Source organism: Ruegeria sp. HKCCE3926 (assembly GCF_017872515.1).
Classification (GTDB): Bacteria; Pseudomonadota; Alphaproteobacteria; order Rhodobacterales; family Rhodobacteraceae; genus Ruegeria.
On sequence record NZ_JAEDOU010000010.1, the window covers coordinates 87,020 to 108,183 of the forward strand.

Consider the following 21,164-nt stretch of genomic DNA (forward strand, 5'->3'; position numbering starts at 1 on the left):
CCTCGGCGCCATTCACTGGGTGGGGGCTGTGATATGTGGCGCCGAGGGAAGCTATCTGAGCTACGAGTCACTGTATGGTGGTTGTTTGCGGCGCGACAATGTTTCGAAAATGACCTTATTGTGACCAATTGTGGTCGATCACCCGTTGGGTTCAAAATCAAACCGCAGGGACAGACGATTGCATCCACCGCGCCGCTCGTACCGGATATCACTGGTGAGGCGATGGATCAGGAACCAGCCGAACCCACCTTCGGGGAGGTCCTGTAGATCCGTTCCCATCGGAGCAGGGGTGCCATCCGGAAGTCGGTATCCAGGCAGCGGGCGCCCCGTATCCGAGATCAAGATGTCCAGAAGATCCCTGTCTAGCCGGCAGGTGACCTGAACCTTGGCCGCGGCGATGCCATTGTAAGCGTGTTCCACGACGTTGTTGATGGCTTCAGCCAAAGCAATCTTCACATCGCCGGCTTTATGCGGGGGCAATCCCCGTTCCGCCAGACCGACGCTAAGCTTTGCAATGCCCTCGCTGGCCTCTGATTCCGTCGCAGGGAAGGTCAATTCCAGGCAGGTCTTGTTTTCAATCGGCTCCACGCCATCTATCCCCTGCTGCCGTCAGGCGTCTGTCTCTGACAACGCGTCATCCAGAGTTTCAAAAAGTCTGAAAACCGTATCCATGCGTGTCAGGCGAAAGACTTTTTCGACCACTGGCTGCAACCCGGCCAGATCAAGCCTCCGGTCTTTTCCCAGCTGTTTCATTGAAGCAACGATTGCACCCAGACCGCTGGAGTCAATGAACTCGACATCGGACAGATCCAGCACAACGCGATGAGCGCTGTCCTCGGTATTGGTGCGCATGTCTTCCTTGAACTGAATGGCCATTGCAGCATCGATCCGGTCGGCATGAACGGTGATGATCTGAGTTTCGCCGGTTGTCTTGCTGGTCAGCCCCATGATCCTGCCGCCTTCCAAACTGAAATTGAGTCGTAGAAATACGCTAGACGGCAATTCTTACCATTCGGTATTCAAGAGCCCGAAAGCAGGAGGAAAACCCGGATGAGAGACGTTGTTATAGCAGGGGCTGCCCGTACACCGATGGGCGGGTTTCAGGGCATGTTTGACGGTGTTGCTGCGGCTGACCTCGGGGGCGAAGCAATCCGCGCGGCTTTGCAGCAGGCAGGGGTGCAGACGGTCGACGAAGTGCTGATGGGCTGCGTTTTGCCGGCGGGGCAGGGCCAGGCACCTGCGCGGCAGGCCGGATTCGCGGCGGGATTGGGCGAAGAGGTACCCGCCACGACGCTGAACAAAATGTGCGGTTCGGGGATGAAGGCCGCTATGATGTCCTTCGACCAAATTGCATTGGGTCATGCAGATACGATGGTTGCGGGCGGCATGGAAAGCATGACCAACGCGCCCTATCTTCTTCCCAAGATGCGCGGCGGTGCCCGCATTGGCCACGGTCAGGTGGTTGATCACATGTTCCTCGACGGCCTTGAAGATGCCTATGACAAAGGCCGCCTGATGGGGACTTTCGCCGAAGACTGTGCCGAGGCGTATCAGTTCACCCGTGAAGCACAGGATGAATACGCGCTGCAATCTTTGTCCAACGCGCTGTCTGCGCAGGAAAATGGCGCATTCGATCAGGAAATCACACCCGTTACCGTCCGGACGCGCAAAGGTGAAATTCTGCTGGAGACAGATGAGCAGCCAAAATCCGCCCGCCCCGAGAAGATCCCGACGCTGAAGCCTGCGTTCCGCAAGGACGGTACGGTGACGGCCGCCAACTCGTCTTCGATTTCGGACGGCGCGGCGGCGCTGGTTCTTGCGTCGGCAGAAACCGCCGAAGCGCGGGGCATGACGGTTCGGGCCCGGATTTTGGGGCATGCGAGTCATGCTCAGGCCCCCGGCCTTTTCACGACGGCTCCGGTTCCGGCGGCGCAGAAGCTCTTGTCACGTATTGGCTGGAGCAAGGATGACGTCGACCTGTGGGAAGTGAACGAGGCCTTCGCGGTTGTGCCGATGGCTTTCATGCACGAAATGGGCTTGCCACGAGACAAGGTGAATGTGAATGGCGGCGCCTGCGCCCTAGGCCATCCCATCGGTGCCTCGGGTGCCCGCATCATCGTTACGTTGTTGAATGCGCTGGAAAAACGTAACCTCAAACGGGGCGTCGCGGCGATCTGCATTGGCGGGGGGGAAGGCACGGCCATTGCCATCGAACGCGTTTGACCCTTCATCTTTTTCCAAATACTCCGGGGGTTCGGGGGCCGTGCCCCCGACCATCCGAAGGGGTTGCAATCAATGACTGCCGATTATGAAACGCTTGCCAAAACCATCGCGGCCCTGACCGAAAGCGAAACGGACCAGGTTGCTCTTATGGCGACTGTCGCCTGCGAGGTTCACCATTCCGACGATCGTTTCGACTGGACCGGGTTTTATCGTGTCACCGAACCGGGCGTTCTGAAGATTGGCCCTTATCAGGGTGGGCATGGTTGTTTGGTCATCCCGTTCGAACGGGGCGTCTGCGGTGCCGCCGCAAGAACGGGCGAAACGCAACTGGTGCCGGATGTCGATGCGTTTCCGGGTCACATCGCCTGCGCCAGCTCAACCCGGTCCGAACTGGTTCTGCCCGTGCGGGATTCGTCGGGACAAGTCATCGCCGTTTTTGACATTGACAGCGACCAGCCGGATGCTTTCACGCAACAGGATGCGCAAAATCTGGAAGGCATTTTGACCGCAGTGTTTGCCGGGCACTGACCGCTGCGGTCGTTGCGGATGTGCATCAACCCAAGGGATTCCCGGGCGAATGAAGGGCCCGGCTGACTTCATCTTGCAGGCTTCGAAGCGATCTCCTATCAGAATCCATAGCGAAGTTTCGTTTTGGGGTGTTTCTCAGGGATGCAAGAGTCTGACATCAATCCGACGGTCGCGGATGAAGCGCCTCGAAAAGGGATCAGACGCGCCCATATGGCGACATTCCCGGATCGCATCGGCGTATTGCCCCATTCGGTGGCAAGCATCGCGCATCAGGTCGACAGAGTTTTCATCTGCCTGAACGAATATCAGGAAGTTCCCGATTTTCTGGGTGAGTTCGACAACGTCACCGCCGTGATCCCCGACCGGGATTACAAGGATGTCGGCAAGTTCTTTTTCCAACCGGATCCGGCAGATACCGTTTTTCTGGTCGACGATGATATCGAATATGCGGACAACTATGTCCGTCAGACCATACGCCGGGCGCGGGGCGTCGGACTGGAAAAGCGTGTCTTCGGCTATCATGCCACGACGTTCACAAACCCGACGCCCAAGTCGATACGGCAGCGCACGTTGTTGCGTATGAACCAACGGCTGACCTACTCGACCAGGGTGCACCAGCTGGGAACCGGAACCGTCATGGTGTCCGGGTCGCTGTTCCCGACACTGGAATACATGGAAGGCAGCGAGAAGTTCGTCGATGTGCGTTTTGCCCGTTACTGTTTCGAAAATGGTATCGAAATGTGGACGCTGCCCAGAAATCGCCGCCGCTTTCCCAGCTTGCTTGCCGGGCTTGAGCCGGAAAAGCGCGAAACGATCGCCGACAGTTTCACCCGTCGTTGGCCTCAACATGTGTTGGATGAAGTGAAGGTTTTTGCCGGTCTTCAATTCTAAGGCCGGGCGGGCTTTGCACGATCCAGGCTTTTCCAGATCTGTTTCTGTCGCGAAGGGTTTCCCATGTCGCCGCAGCACGACGGGGCAACGATATGTGCTGTCTTTTTGAAATGAAGCCCTTGTACGGCAAACACTGAAATCCGGCTGCTGCGCCCCTGCGGTTTTTCTGGTGTTTCAGGGGCCTGTGCGCCTTCTGCTCCTCAATTCTGTCTTTCGCACACGATGATGATCGAAACCCCATTTAAACCGGGCGTGAAAAAACGCTTGGAAATTTCACCGGCTTGCTTCATCGTGAAAAACGAAGGAAGAATTTCACAAGATTCGGAGCGGCCTGTGAACAGCCAAGCCCCCCAAAGCGCGACCCTTGGTGCTGACCTGAGGGCCTTGCGCAAGGCCCGAGGGTTGACCCTGACCGAGATCGCAACTCGGCTGGATCGCTCTGTCGGTTGGTTGAGCCAGGTCGAGCGCGATTTGTCCGAGCCTTCAATCTCGGACCTGCGCCAGATTGCCGAATGCCTCGGCGTGCCAATGTCGATGCTGTTTGCGCATTCAGCCGCCCCTGCGAACGAATTGGGCTACGTTGTGCGCGCCGGGTCGCGTCGCCCGATGGGGTCGGGCGAAGAAGGGCTGATCGAAGAGTTGCTGTCGCCGGATCTGACCGATGATTTCGAAATGGTGCATTCCACTTTCGAGCCAAATTCACGGATGCAGACACCGGCCAACCGCCCGACTCAGGAAGTGGGCTATATGATTTCAGGTCGATTGAATCTGACGATCGGGTCGCGTGAATTCCTGGTGGGGCCGGGCGACAGTTTTCGGATCAAACATGAACCTTATCAATGGGCCAACCCCTATGAAGAGCCTGCAGTGGCCATCTGGGTCATTGCTCCGCCGGTGTACTGATGTCATTCGAGGCGTGGTCCATTTTCGCGCTGTTCTGGGTGGTATTCGTCACCACACCGGGGCCTAACGCGGTCAACTGCATCTCGAACGGGATGAGCCTGCCGTTTCCAAAGGCCATGATGGGTGTATTGGCCATACTGACGCAGGCTAGCATGTTTTTGATCCTGTCCGCGCTGGGCGTCACAGCCCTGATTGCGGCTTCTCCGACCGGGTTTTTCGTGGCCAAGTTGGTCGGTGCGGGCTTTCTGATCTGGTTGGGCCTGCGGGGATGGATGAATGCCGGCAAGCCCGCTCCGGTCTCGGAACGCCCGGCCCGGCACGTTTATCTGCACGCGCTGGCAGTGGCCACGATCAACCCAAAAAGCGTCGCGGGCTATCTGGCCGCGTTTTCGCAATTCGTGCAGCCGGACGTGCCGATCTGGCAGCAGATGGTCGTGATTATGCCAACCGCACTATTAATCACAACGCTCAGCTATACCGGTTTTACCGTTTTGGGCGCTTTGATGGGCAAGGCGGCACTAGGCGCAGTATTCAACATCTGGGTGCGCCGGGTGATGGCGGCCTGTTTCATAATCTACGGCGTGTTGTTGGGAACCAGCACCGCGCCTGCGGCAAGGGGGTAGTCTTATGTACAGAGGGTCCTGCCTTTGCGGTTCAGTTGCTTTCACCATCGACGGAGACCTTTCTCCGCCTTCAGCCTGCCATTGCGGGCAGTGTCGAAAGCAATCCGGCCACGTCTGGGCCTCGACCACGACCCATCAGGACAACCTGAGTTTCTCGGCCCGCGACACGCTGAAGTGGTTCCGTGCATCAGACATCGCACGGCGCGGGTTTTGCAGCAAATGCGGTTCATTCCTCTTCTGGCAACATACCGAAGAGGACACGATTTCGATTGCCATGGGCGCGTTCGATGCGCCCACGGGCCAAAAGCTCTCGAGGCACATCTTTGTGGCTGACAAGGGCGACTATTACGACATCACGGACGATCTGCCCCAACGGGCACAGTAACAGGGACCAAAACTCATGAGTGATTTTCCGACAAAAGCACGCGTGGTCATTATCGGTGGCGGTGTGGTGGGGGCTTCCTCGCTGTATCATCTGGCCAAGAAAGGCTGGACCGACTGCGTTCTGCTGGAAAAGAACGAACTGACCGCAGGCTCGACCTGGCACGCGGCCGGTAACGTTCCGACCTTCTCGACCTCGTGGGCGATCATGAACATGCAGCGCTATTCGACCGAACTGTATTCGCGTCTGGGCGAAGAGGTCGACTATCCGATGAACTACCATGTTTCGGGGTCGATCCGTCTGGCGCACAGCAAGGAACGGATGCAGGAGTTCCAGCGGGCCATGTCAATGGGCCGCTATCAGGGAATTCCGATGGAGATGTGGACGCCGGAGCAAGCCAAGGAACGCTACCCTTTCCTGGAAACTCATGATCTTGAGGGTGTTCTGTATGACCCGACCGACGGTGACATCGACCCGGCACAACTGACGCAGGCGCTGGCCAAGGGCGCGCGTGACATGGGCCAGAAGATCATCCGCTTCTGTCCGGCAACTGGCGTCACCCAGCATGGCGACGGCACCTGGACCGTCCATACCGAAAAGGGCGATATAGGCTGCGACTATGTCGTCAACGCCGCGGGCTACTATGCCCAGCGTGTGGGTGAATGGTTCAAGCCCTATGGTGGCCGCACCGTACCCGCGATGGTCATGAGCCACCAGTACCTGCTGACCGAGGAAATCCCCGAAATCGAGGCCTGGTCGAAGGAAAGCGGCGGCAAGCTGCCGCTGCTGCGCGACGTGGATATCTCCTACTACCTGCGGCAGGAGAAGAACGGCTTCAACCTCGGCCCCTACGAGCCCAACTGCAAGGGGCACTGGATGACCGAGGACGACCAGATGCCCGAAGATTTCTCGTTCCAGCTGTGGAACGACGATCTGGACCGGATCGAGGACATTGTCGCCGATGCGATGGAGCGGGTGCCGCTGATGGCGACCTCGGGCGTGGGGCGCGTGATCAACGGGCCGATCCCCTATGCGCCCGATGGCCTGCCGCTGATCGGCCCGATGCCCGGCGTCAAGAACGCGTTTGAGGCGCATACCTTCACCTTCGGCATCGCCCAAGGCGGAGGCGCGGGCAAGGTACTGGCCGAATGGATCGTGGATGGCGCCACCGAATGGGATATGTGGGCCGTCGATCCGCGCCGCTATACCGACTACACCGATCAGGACTACTGCAACCAAAAGGGTATGGAGGTCTATGGCAACGAATACGCCATGCACTTCCCCTATCACGAATGGCCCGCCGCACGCGACAAGAAGCTGTCGCCGGTACATGCCAAGGTCAAGGAACTGGGCGGTGTCATGGGGGCCTACAATGGCTGGGAACGCGCCAACTGGTTTGCGCAGCCGGGGGACGATACCTCCGAGGAAAGCACCCACACCTGGGGCCGCTCGGGCCCGTGGGAGCAACGGATCAAGGAAGAATGCGAAGCTGTGCGCGACCATTGCGGCGTGCTCGACCTGCCGGGCTTCTCGCGCTTCGTCGTCAAAGGCGAAGGCGCGGCCGAGACGCTGCGCGGGCTGGTCACCGGCGGCCTGCCCAAAGTGGGGCGGATCAACCTGGTCTACATCGCTGACGACCGCGGCCGCATCCTGACCGAGATGTCCTGCATGCGCCTGGGCGAGGATGAGTTCGTGATGATCACCGCCGCCACCGCGCAATGGCACGACCGCGACATCCTGATGAACACGATGCCCGCGGGCGTCACCGTCGAGGACGTGACCACCACCCGCGACACCCTGATCGTGACAGGACCCAAATCGCGCGAGATCCTGTCGGGTCTGACCGATGCCGACCTTTCGTTGGGCTGGCTGACCCATCAGGCCGCCACCGTGGCCGGGCAACCCGCCCACCTGATCCGCGTGTCCTTTGCTGGCGAACTGGGCTGGGAGGTGCACGCGCTGAACGAGCACATGCCCGCGATCTATGACGCGATCCTTGCCGCCGGGGCCAAGCCGTTCGGCATGTATGCACTGAACAGCCTGCGCATCGAAAAGGGCTATCGCGCATGGAAGGGTGATCTGAGCACCGACTACTCGCTGCTGGAAGCGGGTTTGGAGCGGTTTGTCAAACTGGACAAGCCACAGGACTTCCCCGGAAAGGCTGCAATCCTGAACGAAAAGCAGCAGGGTGTGAAAAAGTCGTTCGTCACCCTGACTGTCGACGCAGGTGATTGCGATGCGCCTTACATGTCGTGCATCTGGCAGGGCGATCAGATCGTGGGCGAGACCACTTCCGGCGCATGGGGTTACCGCGTCGGCAAATCCATCGCGCTGGGCATGATCAAGTCAGAACTTGCAAACCCCGGTACCGAGCTCGAGGTTGAAATCTACGGCCAGAAGTGCCGCGCCGTGGTACAGGAGGATCAGCCGCTGTGGGATCCCGCAAACGAGCGGCTGCGCGCCTGACAAACAGGAGGCCCCCATGCGCCCGCGATATTCCAAGATGGGACCTGGTGAAGGTCCCAACTATGACTGGGAAAACGACCATACCTTCGTGAAAGTTTCCGGTCAGGACACGGGCGGAGCCTACACACTGATGGAAGACAACGTGAAGGCCAGCTTCGCACTTGGCCTTCATCGCCACGACAGCCATGCCGGGACATTCTGTTGTCCGGAAGGCGGGGTTGGTTTCCTTGTTGATGTGGATCGCGTTGATGTGGGCTGAGGATCACGAGCCACAGTCCGAAACATTCGGATGATGAGGTCTGAGATGACGATTCCCAATACCATGTCGGGCGTTTACCTGACCGATCACGGTGGACCCGAGGTTCTGGAATGGCGTGATGATATTCCGGCTCCTGAACCCGGGGCAGGGCAAGTTCTTGTTCGGGTCGCTGCCGCAGGTGTGAACAACACGGATATCAACACACGGGTCGGTTGGTATTCCTCGGGCGTCACCGGTGCGACGGATGCCGTTGATCAGAAGGTCGAAGCGGGCGGTTGGGGCGGTGCATTGCACTTTCCCCGCATTCAGGGCGGAGATCTTTGTGGCATCGTGGAACAGGTTGGGCCGGGTGTTGCCTTCAAACCCGGGCAGCGCGTGACCTGTCCGATAAACCTGCCGCGTCCGCGCCCGGGAAACCCGCAGGGCTTCATTGCGCTTGGATCCGAAATCGATGGGGCCTTTGCCCAGTATTGTCTGGTTGAAGCCGATGATCTCTATGACGTCAGCGCCTCGCCCCTTTCGGACGTGGAAATCGCCGCCATTCCTTGCGCCTTCGGGACGGCGGAAAACCTGCTGACCCGCGCAGGCGTGACTGCCGGGCACAATGTGCTGATCACCGGCGCCTCGGGTGGCGTCGGGCTGGCGGCGGTGCAACTGGCCGCCCTGCGCGGGGCGTCGGTTTGGGCTGTAACAGCGGGCACGAAAGCCGAGATCGTGAAATCCCAGGGGGCCGAGAATACGTTTGACCGGAACGACCCGCTGCCGCAGGATAAGTTCGATGTGGTGATCGATGTTGTGGGTGGCCCGGCCTGGCCGTCGCTGATCCTTTCCCTGAAATCCGGCGGGCACTATGCCGTTTCGGGGGCAATAGCAGGCCCGATTGTCGAAGCTGATCTGCGGGACATATATCTGCGCGACATCACCATACATGGGTGCACGCACCAGGCGCCCGAAGTCTTTGCCCGTCTTGTCGAACTGGTGAATACCGGACGGATCAAGCCACTGGTTTCCCGGACCTATCCGTTGAAGGATATTGGTATTGCACAGGCTGATTTTCAGTCAAAGACTCTTCCGGGAAAACTGGTATTGGTGCCCTGAGGAGTAATGACATGGCGGATATCACTCTTTTGGACGGCTCTATCGGGCAGGAACTGGTAAAACGCAGTGGCGACCGGGCGACACCGCTGTGGTCGACGCGCGTGATGATCGATCACCCCGATTTGGTTGCGGAAGTGCACCGCGACTATTTCAGCCGGGGTGCGACGGTCGCGACAACCAATACTTATGCCGTCCATCGCTCTCGCCTGGTGCGGGTGGGGATGGAGGATCAGATGCCCAGCCTGATCGACACTGCCTTGACGCAGTCCGAACGTGCCCGCTCGGCAACCGGGGGGCGGATTGCGGGTGCACTGGGGCCATTGCTCGCTTCTTATCGCCCCGACCTTAACCCGGACCCTGCGGATGCGGCTGAAAAGTTCGCTGAACTTGTGGCCATGATGGCCGCGCGGGTCGATCTGTTTTTGATCGAAACCGTGTCCTCGGTGCAAGAGGCCGAGGGCGCATTGCGTGGCACGGTCGGATGCGGAAAACCGGTTTGGCTGTCCCTGTCGGTCAATGATGACGATGGCAGCCTTCTCAGGTCCGGCGAACCGTTGGCGGACATTGCACCGTTGATGGAGGAGTTTTCGCCCGATGCCGTGTTAATCAACTGTTCGCGCCCCGAGGCGATCCCGGCGGCGCTCGAGGTTCTGTCCGGCATGAACCGGCCTTACGGGGCCTACGCCAATGGCTTCACGCATATTACGGATGATTTCCTTCAGGATGCGCCGACCGTGGATTCCCTGCAAGAACGGCATGACCTTGGCCCCAGGGCTTATGCGGATCAGGTGATGCGGTGGATCAATCAGGGGGCAACGATTGTTGGCGGGTGCTGCGAAATCGGGCCGGATCATATCGAAGAACTGGCGAACCGGTTGCGGGCCGCCGGTCATAACATCGTTTGAAAAAAATGGCGGCAAAATCTACTTCGGACGCTCCAAAGCAGGCCATCCGGCATTTCGACATCCTTGTCGCGCCGGGTTTCGTGCTGTTGGAGCTGGCGTCGTTGGTAGAGGTATTGAGGCTGGCCAACCGCGTATGCCCAAGCCCTCCGTTCTCCTTCACCTATCGCTCGCTCAAAGGTGGCCCGATTGCCAGCAGCAGTGACGCCGTGGTTCAAACAGAAGCGGTGCCGTCACAGCCAAGGGCGGATTACCTGTTCGTAATCGGCAATTCAGACCCGGACCATCCGGATTTGTCGTTGGGGCGGGTGGTGTCGGACTATACCTTCCGGGACGCCAAGGTGTTCCTGCTGGCCGAAGCCGCCAGCCGCTATATCGACGAGCAGGGAACAGCCGACTTGGCAACCCATTGGGAAAACGCATCGTTCCTGCGGGAACGCGGTGCCCGGTTCGAAGCCAAGCTGTCGATCGCAACCGAACAGGGCGCGGTTGTGACATGTGCCGGGATGGAGGCCACGACGGATATCGCCTTGGCGGTGATCGGGCGCCATATCTCGGGGCCTGCGAAGATGACCGTGGCCGACATCATGCTGCATGAGAACATCCGCGATTTCGCTTCGATGCAGCCATTTTCGGGCGCCAAGTTGACGGCGACCGGCGATTCGAAGCTGGATCAGTGCATAAAGCTCATGCAGGCCAATATCGAAGACCCCCTGCCTATCAATCAGATCGTCGAATCGCTGCACCTGTCGAACCGGTCCCTCGAGCGCAAGTTCAAAACCTTTTTTGGAACCACTCCCAACGGATTCTACCGGGAAATGCGACTGGCCAAGGCAAATAACCTGTTGCTGAACACCACGATGAGCGTACGCGAAATTGGATTGGCCTGTGGTTTTCCGAACGGGTTTTCGTCCGTGTACAAAAGCTTCTTCGGGGTCACGCCCTTTGTCGTACGCCGGCAAAAGCGAGCCGCATCACATCGGTGAAAACTGCGGATTCTGTGACGCTTTTGATGCATTTGTCGTCGATCTTTCATGGCAATCTGTGCCAAACCTGACACAGCGGAGATTTCAGGATGGTTGATCTTCCCAGCAAGGCCCGAGTGGTCATCATCGGCGGTGGCGTCATCGGATGCTCGGTTGCATATCATTTGACCAAGAAGGGCTGGACCGATGTTGTTCTGCTAGAACGCAAGCAACTGACCAGTGGCACCACCTGGCACGCGGCGGGCCTGATCGGGCAACTGCGCGCGTCTTCCAACATGACCAAACTGGCGCGTTATTCCGCAGAGCTCTATCTGGGCCTTGAGGAAGAGACCGGTGTCGCCACCGGCCTACGTCAGGTCGGGTCCGTTTCGGTCGCCCTGACCAGTGAGCGGTTGGAGGAGCTTCACCGAAATGCGGCAATGGCCCGCGCCTTTGGCGTGCCGGTCGAAGAGCTTTCTCCGACCGAAGTCAAAGAGCGATATGAGCATATCAACCTCGACGGCGTGGCAGGTGGCGTTTGGTTGCCAACCGATGGCCAGGCAGATCCTGCTAATATTGCCTTGGCTTTGGCCAAGGGTGCGCGTCAACGCGGTGGGGTGATCAAGGAACGGGTGAAGGTGACCGGGATTTCCCGGCACGGAAGGCGCGCGACCGGTGTCGACTGGGTCAGTGATGACGGGCAATCCCAAGGGCATATCGCCTGTGATATGGTTGTCAATTGCGCGGGAATGTGGGGGCGCGAGGTTGGCAAGATGGCCGGCGTGAATGTGCCGCTGCACGCCTGCGAACATTTCTACATCGTCTCTGAACCCATTGAAGGGTTGAGCCAGATGCCGGTTCTGCGGGTGCCAGATGAATGCGCCTACTACAAGGAAGATGCGGGCAAAATGATGTTGGGCGCATTCGAGCCCAATGCCAAACCCTGGGCCATGAACGGTATTCCCGACAGCTTCGAGTTCGACCAACTGCCCGAGGATTTCGACCACTTCGAACCGATCCTCGAAGCGGCGTGCAACCGGATGCCAATGCTGTCCGAGGCGGGTATTCACACCTTCTTCAACGGCCCCGAATCCTTTACTCCCGACGACGCCTATCACTTGGGTCTGGCACCCGAGATGGACAATGTCTGGGTCGCGGCCGGGTTCAACTCGATCGGTATCCAGTCCGCCGGTGGCGCGGGCATGTCGCTGGCCGAGTGGATGGATGCCGGTGAAAAACCCTTTGACCTGGGCGATGTGGATATCGGTCGGATGCAGCCGTTTCAGGGCAATAAGAAATACCTTTATGAACGCTCAAAAGAAACGTTGGGATTGCTCTACGCTGATCACTATCCCTATCGCCAGAAAGCCACGGCGCGGGGCGTGCGCCGGACGCCATTCCATCACCACCTGAATGAACACGGTGCCGTGTTCGGCGAACTGGCCGGGTGGGAGCGCGCCAACTGGTTCGCCAACGAAGGGCAGGAACGCGAATACAGCTACAGCTGGAAGCGTCAGAACTGGTTCGAGAACTCGGCCACCGAACACCGCGCGGTGCGCGAGAACGTGGGCATGTATGACATGTCCTCCTTCGGCAAGATCCGGGTCGAGGGCCCCGATGTCGAGAAGTTCATGAACTATATCGGTGGCGGCGATTATGCGGTGCCCAATGGCAAGATCGTCTACACGCAGTTTCTGAACCGTTCCGGCGGGATCGAGGCGGATGTCACCGTGACCCGCCTGTCCGAGACCGCCTATCTGGTGGTCACTCCGGCGGCGACGCGCCTGGCGGACCAGACGTGGATGATGCGTCATTCGGGAAACTTCAACGTGGTCATCACCGATGTCACGGCGGGTGAAGGCGTTCTGGCGGTGATGGGTCCGAATGCGCGGGCCTTGCTGGCGAAAGTCTCGCCCAACGATTTCTCGAACGCGGCAAACCCCTTCGGCACCGCGCAGGAGATCGAGATCGGTATGGGCCTCGCCCGCGCCCACCGCGTCACTTATGTGGGCGAGCTGGGTTGGGAGATCTACGTCTCGTCCGATATGGCGGGCCACGTCTTTGAAACGCTGCACGAGGCGGGGCAGGACATGGGGTTGAAGCTTTGCGGCATGCACATGATGGACAGCTGCCGGATCGAAAAGGGTTTCCGCCATTTCGGCCATGACATCACCTGCGAAGATCACGTGGTGGATGCCGGGCTGGGCTTTGCCGTCAAGGTGGACAAGGGCTGCGACTTCATCGGTCGCGAGGCGGTGATCGCTCGCAAGGAAAGCGGGCCGAAATCGCGCCTGGTGCAATTCCGCCTGACCGATCCCGAGCCGCTGCTGTTCCACAATGAACCGATCATCCGCGATGGCGAGTATGTGGGCTATCTCAGCTCGGGCAACTATGGCCACACGCTGGGAGGCGCGATTGGCATGGGCTATGTGCCTTGCGAGGGGGAAAAGGCTGCCGACGTGCTGGCCTCGAGCTACGAGATCGATGTGTGTGGCGTGAAGGTCAAAGCCGAAGCGTCGCTCAAGCCGATGTATGATCCGAAATCCGAACGGGTGAAGGTGTGACCACGGGTTTTGGTGGGGGCGCTGCCCCCGCCGCCTTCGGCGACTCCCCCGGGATATTTTCGGCCAGATGAAGAGCGGGTCCCTTGTTCATCTGGCCACAAATATCCCGGAGCGCGAGGCAGAGCCTCGCATTTCAGACCTCACCTGAAAAGCGTGGTCTGACAACTCATCAAACATTGTTATGTGACACTTCACTGTTTTCAGAGTTTTCAACCCGTTCATTTCTGCCTTAAACCGAACCGGTATCAACCGGAGACCCGATGTGGCAGACACGCTTCTACCTTCACAGAACACGGACACACCAAAAGGGCTTGCGCTGGCAGTCACGGCCTATGTCCTGTGGGGGTTCTTGCCTCTGTACATGAAAGCGCTGGATCATATGGGCGCGGTCGAGGTTGTGGCGCACCGTGTTATCTGGTCAGTGCCTGTGGCCGGGTTGTTGTTGGTTGTCCTGGGCCGAACCCGGGATCTGAAGGCCGCGCTTGGCAATCCGAAGATGTTGGGTATGGCCGCTTTGACCGCTGCGCTTATTTCCGTGAACTGGGCGATTTACGTATGGGCCATTTCCACGGGCAACGCACTGGATGCGGCGTTGGGGTATTACATCAACCCCCTATTCAGTATCGCGCTGGGGGCAATCCTGTTGAGAGAACCCCTGACACGGACACAACTGTTCGCGGTCGGATTGGCCGCGCTGGGTGTGGTGGTACTTGTGGTGGAAGCCGGTCGTTTGCCTTGGGCGGCTCTTGGGTTGATGATCAGTTGGGGATTCTACGCGTTCTTCAAGCGCTCGCTGCCGATTGGGCCGAACCAGGGTTTCCTGCTTGAGGTCCTGATCCTTTTGATCCCGGCGCTGGTCTATGTCACGTTTCTGGGTGTGCGGGGCACTGGTCATTTCGGTGTCGCGATGTCGGACACCTTGTTGTTGTCCTGTGCAGGGGTCGTGACGGCGGTGCCATTGCTGGTTTATGCAAATGGCGCCAAACTGGTGCGTCTGTCCACGATGGGCATCCTGCAATACATCGCGCCGACCATGATCTTCATTACAGCGATAACCCTGTTCGGCGAGAAGATAGACACGGGCCGGATGATCGCGTTCCCACTGATCTGGGCGGCTCTGGTCGTTTACTCGATCCCTATGATCCGGCAGGCGCGCGGTCAGGCCTGAAGCAACATACGCGCGGCTGCATCCGCCCAGAGCGCATACGCCCGTGGGCTGGGATGGTAGCCATCCGGTGCAGCCAATGCCGGGTCGTCCGGCAGGTCGAGTGGCAGATGTTGAACATGCGGAAATGCAGCCGCAACCTCTTGCAACCCCTGATCCAGGCGCGCGGCCTGGCATCCAAGCACCCAGGCCAGCGGCTGTGGTAGGGCCGGAAACCTGTTCATCTGCGGGACAGCGGTTACGACGATGCGACGAGCCCCCAGGTTTTCTGAAAGCAAGCGGATAAGGCGGGTCTGACGGCGCGCAAATTGCTGGCGTGTTACGGCACGGGTGACATCATTGACTCCGAGTGCCGTAACGACAGCATCGAACTCGCCGTCCATTTGCGACAGGCGGTCGATCGTGTCCTGGGTGGTGTGCCCGGTTGTCGCTTTCAGCCGCCATTCGACCGCATAGTGGCCGGCCAGACGGTTGACCAGATGACCGGATAACGCCTGATCTTGCGTGCCTGCGCCCACTCCGGCAGCCGAGCTGTCACCGGTGATCAAAAGCCGCAGACGTGGCCCGTGCCCTGTGCGGCCTTCTCGCGGGCCAGTCGGTTCCGGCAGCGACTGCGCGTTCCTTCGCACCGATAGCCCCTGCGTGGCAAGCACCGGAAGCAACGGAACCCGCAAAATCTGATCGGCAGCTAGGGAACGAGCCATTGTCAGCTCAGCGCGTTTTTGAATTCCAGAAAACGAGCGTCTGTCATGACCCGCGCCATCATGGCATCGCGCAAGGCACCTACCGTTTTGTGGGGGCGCATGACGACCTCGAAAACCTGGATCAACCCGTCGTCATTCAACGTAACAAGATCCACGCCGATACCATCCAAATCACCGACTTTGCATTGAAACTCCAATGCCCAGTCTTTCCCGTCGCCCATGACGCGCCGATAACGAAAATCTGAAAACACCTGCCCGACATGCCCCAGAACGGCAGAGACCGGAGCGCGCCCTGTCCAGGTGCTGTAGTATGTGGGCGGCAGGAACTGCACATCTTCGGCCAGGAGCTGATGGATCAAGGCCTCATCGCCTTTTGCGACAACCTCTTGCATGCGTTCAATTGTCGGGTGCATGGCATCTCCTCCGCTTTTGAAGAGAAGGTCACCGAACATCGGCGGGCATGCAAGGACGACGTTGCGGGAGGTCACGAGCTGGGATAGGCACCCTGCATGAGCGACACCTATGATCCCCCTCAAACCCCGCTGGATGTGTTGCATGAAGATGCACAGCTGATCGTGGTGAACAAACCTTCGGGCCTGCTTTCGGTTCCGGGGCGGGGCGCGCATCTTTCAGATTGTCTGTTGACCCGGGTGCAGGATGCATTTCCACAAGCACTGCTGGTGCACCGGCTGGACCGTGACACGTCCGGTGTCATGGTCTTTGCCCAAACGCCGCACGCACAGCGCAACCTGAGCATGCAATTCGAGCAGCGTCAGACCCGCAAAACCTATATCGCCCGAGTCTGGGGGCAGCTGGAACCCAAGACCGGCACCGTGGACTTGCCTCTGATCGTGGACTGGCCCAACCGACCCAGACAGATGGTTTGCCACGCGACGGGCAAACCTGCCGTGACGGACTGGCGTGTCGTGAAGACCGAAGGCGATACGACGCGTGTGCGTCTGTTTCCCAAAACGGGCCGGTCTCATCAACTTCGCGTCCATATGCAGGCGCTGGGCCACTCGATCCTGGGCGATCCATTCTATGCGACGGGCGATGCGCTGGACTTCCCCAGATTGATGCTGCATTCGGAAGAACTGCGTCTGAAACACCCGGAAGGTGGGGTTTCGATGAAGTTTCGGGCCCGGCCCGAGTTCTGATCTCAGGCCGTGCTGGTCCAGAGCATCTTTAGATTTCCCAGCGAAAATCGTCTGGATCGTTTCTTTGATACGGGCTGCTTGCACTGCCGGGCCATGGCGATTTCGCGCTCGATCTCGAAGGCGCGCAGGGTATGGTCCTGAGACCATTGCCCCAGCCTGAGTGTCATCATGACATGGGTGTCGAGGTATGGCATTTTTCGTGCTCCTTCTTTCGATGCCAATTCAATCTGGCCCATCACTCCTGACACCCTCTTGTCAGTGGGGTGTGCTAGGGTGTCACCATGGTGACAGGAGGATGCAATGCGCCGTTCGACCCGATTGTTTGAAATCATCCAGACCCTGCGGGCTGCGGGCGCTCCGGTCACGGCAGAGGCCCTGGCCGCAAGGTTGGAGGTGTCCGTGCGCACGGTTTATCGGGATATTGCCGAGTTGCAGGCGCAACGGACGCCCATCGAAGGTGAGGCCGGTATCGGGTACGTGATGCGGCGCGGCTATGATCTGCCGCCGCTCAATTTCGATGCAGAAGAAGTTGAGGCCTTGTGGGTTGGCCTGTCTCTTCTTGCGCGTACCGGCGACAGTCACCTTCAAAGGGCCGCCAGCCGGATATGCCAGAAGATCGACGCATTGCATTGCCCAGCGGATTGGTTGCAGGTTGCCCCATGGGGTGCCCCGGCGGATGATCCAAACAAGGGTTGCGTTTCGATCGCGCATTACCGCGAAGCCATCAGGGCAGAGCGGAAAATCCGTATCACCTATGAAGATAGCGAAGGCGAACGCACGGTTCGGGTCGTGCGCCCTGTGGCGCTGATCTATCACATCGAATGCACGATGTTGGCAGGCTGGTGCGAATTGCGCAACGGGTTTCGCCATTTCCGCACCGACCGTATCTGGTCCAGTGAATGCACCGAAGATAGCTTTTCAGGACAAAGCAGGTCATTGCGCGAGCTCTGGCAGGAACAGCAGAATGCAGAAACGTTCGTTGAAGCGGTTTGAATACGTGTTTGGCGGGTATTCGCCGACTTCACCGCATTGTAGCTTGAGCCGCCAAGCCTGCACAGTGATATACTGAGGAAAACGAAGCACGCCCGAATAACGGGTGCTGGAGCAGAAGGTGATATCATGACGATTTCCAAGTTTTTCGTGGCCACAGGTTTGTGTTCAGCCCTTGTGTTGGCGGCCTGTACCGACCCGGGCACGCTGACAGTACAAAACGACCCGAACCAGAACGCCAAACAGGGCGCCGTTCTGGGTGGGCTGGTCGGCGCTGGAATCGGGGCGATTGCCAATAATTCGAACCCCGGTCTGGGCGCGTTGGCCGGTGCTGCAATCGGTGCTGCCGGGGGCGGCGTGATCGGCAATCAACTGGACAAGCAGGCTGCGGAGCTGCGCCAACAACTGGCAAATGACGGAATTACAATCGTCAACGCAGGCGATCGCCTGATTGTGACGGTCCCGAATGACATCACCTTTGACACCGACAGTTCGACTGTGCGCCCGGCGTTGCGGTCTGATCTGGTGAAAGTGGGCCAGAATCTGGTCAACTACCCGAATTCGAACGTGCAGATCATCGGGCACACTGACAGCGACGGCGACGCAACCTACAATCAGGGCCTGTCAGAGCGCCGCGCGAATGCCGTGGCCGATATCCTTCAGGCCAACGGTGTCAGCTACAACCGTATTCGCACGATCGGGCAGGGCGAAAACAACCCTGTCGCGTCCAACCTAACGCCGGAAGGAAAATCGCAAAACCGGCGTGTCGAGATTGTCGTGGTGCCCAGCGGGAACGCGTAACCACTGCGCGGCGTGAACAGCGGGGCCGCCCAATGGGCGGCTCGGTTTGCGCAATGACTGTGCGTCAAATGGGGTTTGGATCGGGGTGATCTCGGTCTAACTTGCGCCAAACACAGAAACGGAGCTTTCCCGATGTCCCAACCGACCCTTCTTGGCCTGTCCGGGTCCCTGCGCCAGAACGCGACCAACCGTAAGCTTCTGCGCGAGGCGGCACGGTTGTTCGATCCGGCAAGCTTTGTCGAAGCGGATTTGAACCTGCCCCTCTACGACGGTGATCTGGAAGACAAAGAAGGGATTCCCCAGGCGGTTCATACGCTGGCCAATCAGATCGCACAGGCCGATGCGGTGATCATTTCGACACCAGAGTACAACAAGGGTCCATCAGGCGTTCTGAAAAACGCGCTGGACTGGGTCAGCCGAACGCAAGGCAATCCATGGGCCGACAAACCGGTTGCGGTAATGTCGGCGGCCGCTGGTCGTGCAGGCGGGGAACGGGCGCAGATGATCCTGCGGGCCTGTATGGTTCCATTTCAGCCGCGCATCCTGCAAGGGCCCGAAATCCATCTGGCGAACAGTTCGAACGAATTCGACGATCAGGGAAAGCTGCGTTCGGACCGGTACGAAAAGTCTTTGCATGACTTGATGCAGAAACTCCGGGCCGAGGCCGGTTTCTGATCGCGGGTCAGGCAAATGACGCAAGAGCGACAGACCGATCTCTTGGATCCGGCCCGCGCGGCCGCATTTCAGGTCGCGCTGGGTGGTGTGCCAACGATCGCCAGTGGTTCGGAATTGCCGCCCTTCTTCCATCAGCTTTATTTCTGGGCCCCTCAACCGGCCGCCGCATTGGGTCGGGATGGGCATCCCAAGGTTGGGGGCTTGATCCCGGATATGGGGTTGCCGCGCAGAATGTGGGCCGGCGGGCGGTTGACCTTTCATGCGCCATTGATCGCAGGGATCACCGCCGAAAAGAAATCGGTTCTTGAAAGTCAAAACGCCAAGGTGGGGCGGTCCGGCCCGTTGGGCTTTGTCACGTTGCGGCACGAGATCTGGCAGAACGGTCAGTTGCGCATGACAGAGTGGCAGGATCTTGTATATCGCGAAGATCCTGCGCCGGATGCTGAAATGCCCCAACCGCCCACAGCGCGCACCGATGAGACCGATTGCCGCGAAGTCGGGTTCGATTCAACGTTGTTGTTTCGATACTCGGCCCTGACCTTCAATGGCCACCGTATTCACTATGATCTGGACTATGCGCGCGATGTGGAAGGATATGGCGGGCTGGTCGTGCACGGGCCGCTTCTGGCGCAGCTTCTGATGCTTTTCGCGGTTGACCTGATCGGTCCGCTCGCCTCGTTTTCGTTCCGCGCGACTTCACCATTGATGCATTTCGAAACTGCCCAGTTGTGTCGGAGGGGTGCAAACATGTGGGTGCGCGGCCCTGACGGGCGGCAATGCATGCAAGCCGTCGCGCAGTCACAATGAGGCTTCGGGCCGGAACTCATCAGGGATCGTATCCCGATCTTCCAGCATAAGATCGGCCATGACCTCGGCGATTTTGGGGGCCATGCCGAAACCGATTTTGAACCCGCCATTGGCGATGTACTGCCCTTGATGCAGGGGATGGGCGCCCAACATCGGCGCTCGGCTTTTGCTGCGCGGGCGCACACCGGCCCAGCGTTCGATCACCTCGGCCCCGTGCAACAGGGGCAGGACGCGCGTGGCGCGGTCTATCACGTCGTCCAGAGCTTCGTCCGTGCTGGTCGGGTCCTCATAATCCCGTTCCGAGGTCGATCCGATCGCAAGTGTTCCGTCTGCATGCGGCACAATGTGAATCGCGTCGGCGAATAGTTGCGGCACGTCCCCTGCGTCGAAGCGCAACAGGGCGGCCTGCCCTTTGACTCCATTTCCGACGGTCTTGCCGTAGGCGTCGTTCAGTTCCTGCAATCCTGCAAGGCCCGTGGCGTGGATGATCTGCCCCTTGTCCTCGGCTTCACTGACAATGTGAACGCCCATGACCTCCAGTGCTGCGACCAGCGCGGCACAGGCCCGCCGGGGGTGCATTCGTGCCGTCAGCGTATCGCGAATGACAAAGCCTGTGGGGCTGGGTGGGCACCATGAACCCGCTTGGGTCGCGGTGATGACACGCCATTCCGCCCGACCTTGCCAAAGCTCATCTGCTGTGCCTTCGCGCTGGCGGGCCAGTTCCAGACCACGCGCGTCCGGGATCGGCTGAAGGCGGCCCAGCCGGCCATAGCCGGGTGAAACCCCGCCGGTGTCTTCGATCTGTCGCCAGAACGGTTCAGCCATGATCAGACTGTCGAACTGAAATGCTTTCTTGGCGTTCCAGTTTTCCGGCACATGCGGGGCCAATGCGCCGACCAGACCTCCGCTGGACCCGGCGCCGGGACCGGACGGATCGACAACCTGCACTTTCGCGCCGCGGCGCGCACAAATCCAGGCGATGGACAGGCCGAAAATTCCTGCGCCGCGAACCGTCACATCGACCATTGCCAATTCCCTTTTCCTTGTTCAGTGTCGCGCCG

Annotated in this window: 24 protein-coding genes; 18 read left to right on the forward strand and 6 right to left on the reverse strand. The window is 59.3% G+C overall.

From position 1 onward, the window contains the following. Positions 1 to 138 precede the first annotated feature (138 nt). Both I9184_RS19270 and I9184_RS19275 read right to left on the reverse strand, forming a co-directional pair. Positions 139 to 588, reverse strand: a complete 450-nt coding sequence (locus I9184_RS19270; protein ID WP_171637737.1) for an ATP-binding protein — start codon at positions 586 to 588, stop codon at positions 139 to 141. Positions 589 to 609: 21 nt separating this feature from the next. Then, complete coding sequence (locus tag I9184_RS19275) at positions 610 to 948, reverse strand: STAS domain-containing protein (protein ID WP_171637735.1); 339 nt, start codon at positions 946 to 948, stop codon at positions 610 to 612. Positions 949 to 1,050: 102 nt separating this feature from the next. On the opposite strand from I9184_RS19275, the gene I9184_RS19280 reads away from it, so the two are divergent. The 13 genes from I9184_RS19280 (at position 1,051) to rarD (ending at position 14,972) form a co-directional block, all read left to right on the forward strand. Further along, positions 1,051 to 2,223, forward strand: coding sequence for an acetyl-CoA C-acyltransferase (locus I9184_RS19280; protein WP_171724924.1), 1,173 nt, complete (start codon positions 1,051 to 1,053; stop codon positions 2,221 to 2,223). 72 nt (positions 2,224 to 2,295) lie between these two features. Continuing rightward, the gene (locus I9184_RS19285; protein ID WP_209835458.1) at positions 2,296 to 2,751 is read left to right on the forward strand and encodes a GAF domain-containing protein; all 456 of its coding nucleotides are present in this window, start codon (positions 2,296 to 2,298) and stop codon (positions 2,749 to 2,751) included. Between the two features lie 141 nt (positions 2,752 to 2,892). Continuing rightward, on the forward strand, positions 2,893 to 3,642 hold the full coding sequence (locus tag I9184_RS19290; protein WP_209835459.1) for a hypothetical protein: 750 nt from the start codon (positions 2,893 to 2,895) through the stop codon (positions 3,640 to 3,642). Positions 3,643 to 3,975: 333 nt separating this feature from the next. Continuing rightward, complete coding sequence (locus tag I9184_RS19295; RefSeq protein ID WP_171331727.1) at positions 3,976 to 4,545, forward strand: XRE family transcriptional regulator; 570 nt, start codon at positions 3,976 to 3,978, stop codon at positions 4,543 to 4,545. Next, the gene (locus tag I9184_RS19300; RefSeq protein ID WP_171724926.1) at positions 4,545 to 5,168 is read left to right on the forward strand and encodes a LysE family transporter; all 624 of its coding nucleotides are present in this window, start codon (positions 4,545 to 4,547) and stop codon (positions 5,166 to 5,168) included. The genes I9184_RS19295 and I9184_RS19300 overlap by 1 nt, the downstream gene beginning before the upstream one ends. Positions 5,169 to 5,172: 4 nt before the next feature. Further along, complete coding sequence (locus tag I9184_RS19305; RefSeq protein WP_171724927.1) at positions 5,173 to 5,553, forward strand: GFA family protein; 381 nt, start codon at positions 5,173 to 5,175, stop codon at positions 5,551 to 5,553. A gap of 15 nt (positions 5,554 to 5,568) precedes the next feature. After that, on the forward strand, positions 5,569 to 8,016 hold the full coding sequence (locus tag I9184_RS19310) for an FAD-dependent oxidoreductase (RefSeq protein ID WP_209835460.1): 2,448 nt from the start codon (positions 5,569 to 5,571) through the stop codon (positions 8,014 to 8,016). A gap of 16 nt (positions 8,017 to 8,032) precedes the next feature. After that, the gene (locus I9184_RS19315) at positions 8,033 to 8,275 is read left to right on the forward strand and encodes a hypothetical protein (RefSeq protein ID WP_171637719.1); all 243 of its coding nucleotides are present in this window, start codon (positions 8,033 to 8,035) and stop codon (positions 8,273 to 8,275) included. Positions 8,276 to 8,326: 51 nt separating this feature from the next. Then, entirely contained in the window at positions 8,327 to 9,373 is a 1,047-nt protein-coding gene (locus I9184_RS19320; protein WP_171724945.1) for an alcohol dehydrogenase family protein, read from the forward strand. An 11-nt stretch (positions 9,374 to 9,384) separates the two neighbouring features. Then, positions 9,385 to 10,278, forward strand: coding sequence for a homocysteine S-methyltransferase family protein (locus I9184_RS19325; protein WP_209835461.1), 894 nt, complete (start codon positions 9,385 to 9,387; stop codon positions 10,276 to 10,278). A 5-nt stretch (positions 10,279 to 10,283) separates the two neighbouring features. Then, positions 10,284 to 11,261 carry a helix-turn-helix domain-containing protein gene (locus tag I9184_RS19330; RefSeq protein ID WP_171724930.1) on the forward strand — a complete coding sequence of 326 codons (978 nt, stop codon included), beginning with the start codon at positions 10,284 to 10,286 and terminating at the stop codon, positions 11,259 to 11,261. An 89-nt stretch (positions 11,262 to 11,350) separates the two neighbouring features. Next, the gene (locus I9184_RS19335; protein WP_209835462.1) at positions 11,351 to 13,804 is read left to right on the forward strand and encodes an FAD-dependent oxidoreductase; all 2,454 of its coding nucleotides are present in this window, start codon (positions 11,351 to 11,353) and stop codon (positions 13,802 to 13,804) included. A 262-nt stretch (positions 13,805 to 14,066) separates the two neighbouring features. Further along, entirely contained in the window at positions 14,067 to 14,972 is a 906-nt protein-coding gene (gene rarD / locus I9184_RS19340) for an EamA family transporter RarD (RefSeq protein WP_171119891.1), read from the forward strand. On the opposite strand, the gene I9184_RS19345 is transcribed toward rarD, so the two are convergent. Both I9184_RS19345 and I9184_RS19350 read right to left on the reverse strand, forming a co-directional pair. Beyond that, positions 14,963 to 15,673, reverse strand: coding sequence for an SGNH/GDSL hydrolase family protein (locus tag I9184_RS19345; protein ID WP_209835463.1), 711 nt, complete (start codon positions 15,671 to 15,673; stop codon positions 14,963 to 14,965). The genes rarD and I9184_RS19345 overlap by 10 nt on opposite strands. 2 nt (positions 15,674 to 15,675) lie before the next feature. After that, complete coding sequence (locus I9184_RS19350; RefSeq protein WP_209835464.1) at positions 15,676 to 16,086, reverse strand: nuclear transport factor 2 family protein; 411 nt, start codon at positions 16,084 to 16,086, stop codon at positions 15,676 to 15,678. Positions 16,087 to 16,182: 96 nt separating this feature from the next. On the opposite strand from I9184_RS19350, the gene I9184_RS19355 reads away from it, so the two are divergent. Further along, a complete protein-coding gene (locus I9184_RS19355) occupies positions 16,183 to 16,830 on the forward strand; it encodes an RluA family pseudouridine synthase (protein WP_171637705.1) in 648 nt (215 codons plus the stop codon). Positions 16,831 to 16,832: 2 nt separating this feature from the next. Here I9184_RS19355 and I9184_RS19360 read toward each other — a convergent pair whose 3' ends face one another. Then, positions 16,833 to 17,024 (reverse strand): hypothetical protein, encoded by a 192-nt coding sequence (locus tag I9184_RS19360; protein ID WP_170345624.1) that lies wholly within the window; start codon positions 17,022 to 17,024, stop codon positions 16,833 to 16,835. A 106-nt stretch (positions 17,025 to 17,130) separates the two neighbouring features. Here I9184_RS19360 and I9184_RS19365 point away from each other — a divergent pair, with 106 nt between their 5' ends. The 4 genes from I9184_RS19365 to I9184_RS19380 all read left to right on the forward strand — a co-directional run bounded on the left by I9184_RS19365 (position 17,131) and on the right by I9184_RS19380 (position 20,103). Further along, entirely contained in the window at positions 17,131 to 17,823 is a 693-nt protein-coding gene (locus I9184_RS19365) for a YafY family protein (RefSeq protein WP_209835465.1), read from the forward strand. A 126-nt stretch (positions 17,824 to 17,949) separates the two neighbouring features. Continuing rightward, on the forward strand, positions 17,950 to 18,621 hold the full coding sequence (locus I9184_RS19370; protein ID WP_170345626.1) for an OmpA family protein: 672 nt from the start codon (positions 17,950 to 17,952) through the stop codon (positions 18,619 to 18,621). 132 nt (positions 18,622 to 18,753) lie between these two features. Then, entirely contained in the window at positions 18,754 to 19,296 is a 543-nt protein-coding gene (locus I9184_RS19375; RefSeq protein ID WP_171637702.1) for an NAD(P)H-dependent oxidoreductase, read from the forward strand. A gap of 15 nt (positions 19,297 to 19,311) precedes the next feature. Further along, positions 19,312 to 20,103 carry an acyl dehydratase gene (locus tag I9184_RS19380; protein ID WP_209835466.1) on the forward strand — a complete coding sequence of 264 codons (792 nt, stop codon included), beginning with the start codon at positions 19,312 to 19,314 and terminating at the stop codon, positions 20,101 to 20,103. Here the strand turns inward: I9184_RS19380 and I9184_RS19385 are convergent. Further along, complete coding sequence (locus I9184_RS19385; protein ID WP_209835467.1) at positions 20,095 to 21,129, reverse strand: FAD-dependent oxidoreductase; 1,035 nt, start codon at positions 21,127 to 21,129, stop codon at positions 20,095 to 20,097. The two genes, I9184_RS19380 and I9184_RS19385, sit on opposite strands and share 9 nt — an antisense overlap. Between the last annotated feature and the right edge of the window lie 35 nt (positions 21,130 to 21,164).